Source organism: Actinomycetospora sp. (assembly GCF_055612215.1).
Genome location: NZ_JBVPVA010000214.1, coordinates 1 through 1,608 on the forward strand (window position 1 = coordinate 1; position 1,608 = coordinate 1,608).

A 1,608-nucleotide genomic window follows, 5' to 3' on the forward strand; every position below is an offset into this window, starting at 1 on the left:
CTCGTGGGCCCCCCACCACGCCCCACTCCGCACCCGGAGCAGGCAGAACCGGTGCCGGGACCGCCGCGGAACGCGTGTCGGAGCGCCCGCGGACGCGCCGGATCGGGGATCGTCCCCACGCGCCCCCCACCTGGCCCCACCTGCACTGACCTGCGGGAACTCCACCGAACGGGGCACACTCGCCGCAGCCCCCCGGTTGTTGGTGGAGCGTTGTGGGGTATTGTGGTGAGCAGTGGGGCGCAGGGGGCCTCACCGAGGGGGTGGAGCCGTGTTCCTCGGCACCCACACCCCCCGGCTCGACGACAAGGGCAGGTTGACGCTGCCCGCCAGGTTCCGCGACGACCTCGCAGGGGGGCTGATGATCACGAAGGGGCAGGACCACTGCCTGTACGTGTTCCCCCGTGACGAGTTCGAGCAGATGGCCCGCAAGGTGGCCGAGGCGCCCTTCACCGACGAGCGGGTGCGCGCGTACCAGCGCTACCTGTTCGCCGGGACCGACGAGCAGCGCCCCGACTCCCAGGGGCGCATCCCGATCGCCGCGGAACTGCGTCGCTACGCCGGCCTGGAGCGGGACTGCACGGTGATCGGCGCCGTGAGCCGTCTCGAGATCTGGGACTCGGCGAAGTGGCAGCAGTACCAGGACGAGCACGAGGACAGCTACGCGCAGGCCCAGCAGGAGGTACTCCCCGGGGTCTTCTAGACCCCGACAGACGAACCGAGCCCACCGACGACGCGGGTGCCGTGAGGCCCCGGTCCGCAGGGTGACGGCCCTGGCGCACCTTCCCCGGTGCCAGGTCCGGCCGCCCTGCGGACCGGGACGTGACGGCATCCGCTCGCCCGGGCCCGGGCCCGGGTGCGGCCGCACGGCCGCACACCGAAGGACAGGCGGTCGCGGCGGCCGGGCGTGGAGCGTGGGAGGCGACGATGGGCCCGGAGTCACGGGACGGGGAGTCCGACGCCCCCGATGTCACCCACATGCGCACCACGCCCGACGATGCCCCGCGTCCCACTCCGCAGCGGCACCTCCCCGTCCTGCTGGCCCGCGTCCTCGAGCTGCTCGACCCCGCGCTCGCCGGACCGGAGGCCGTCGTCGTCGACGCCACCCTCGGGCTCGGCGGCCACGCCGAGGCGCTGCTGGCCCGGCACGAGCACCTGACCCTCGTCGGCCTCGACCGCGACCCCGAGGCGCTGCGCCTCGCCACCGAGCGGCTCGCGCCCCACGCCGACCGGGTCCACCTGGTCCGCGCCGTGTTCGACGAGATCGCCGACGTCCTCGACGACCTCGGCCTGCGCCGCGTCCAGGGCGTGCTGTTCGACCTCGGCGTGTCCTCGCTGCAGCTCGACGAGGACGAGCGCGGTTTCTCCTACGCGCGGGACGCCCCCCTCGACATGCGCATGGACCCGACGACGGGCCCGAGCGCGGCCGACGTCCTCAACACCTACGCGCCCGGCGAGCTCGTCCGGGTGCTCCGTGACCACGGGGAGGAGCGACAGGCCAAGCGGATCGTCGAGGCCGTCGTCCGTGCTCGGCGACGGGCTCCGCTGCGCACCAGCGCGGAGCTCGTCGCCCTCCTCGAGCAGGCCCTGCCCGCGGCGGCTCGGCGCACC

General features: G+C 74.4%; 2 protein-coding genes. Both read left to right on the forward strand.

The features are described from left to right. The first annotated feature begins 268 nt into the window (after nt 1–268). Nucleotides 269–700 (forward strand): division/cell wall cluster transcriptional repressor MraZ, encoded by a 432-nt coding sequence (mraZ, locus tag AC0CYZ_RS05925; protein ID WP_472213278.1) that lies wholly within the window; start codon nt 269–271, stop codon nt 698–700. Between the two features lie 275 nt (nt 701–975). Next, the coding region (gene rsmH / locus AC0CYZ_RS05930) for a 16S rRNA (cytosine(1402)-N(4))-methyltransferase RsmH (RefSeq protein ID WP_472213280.1) at nt 976–1,608 on the forward strand (633 nt) is incomplete at its 3' end.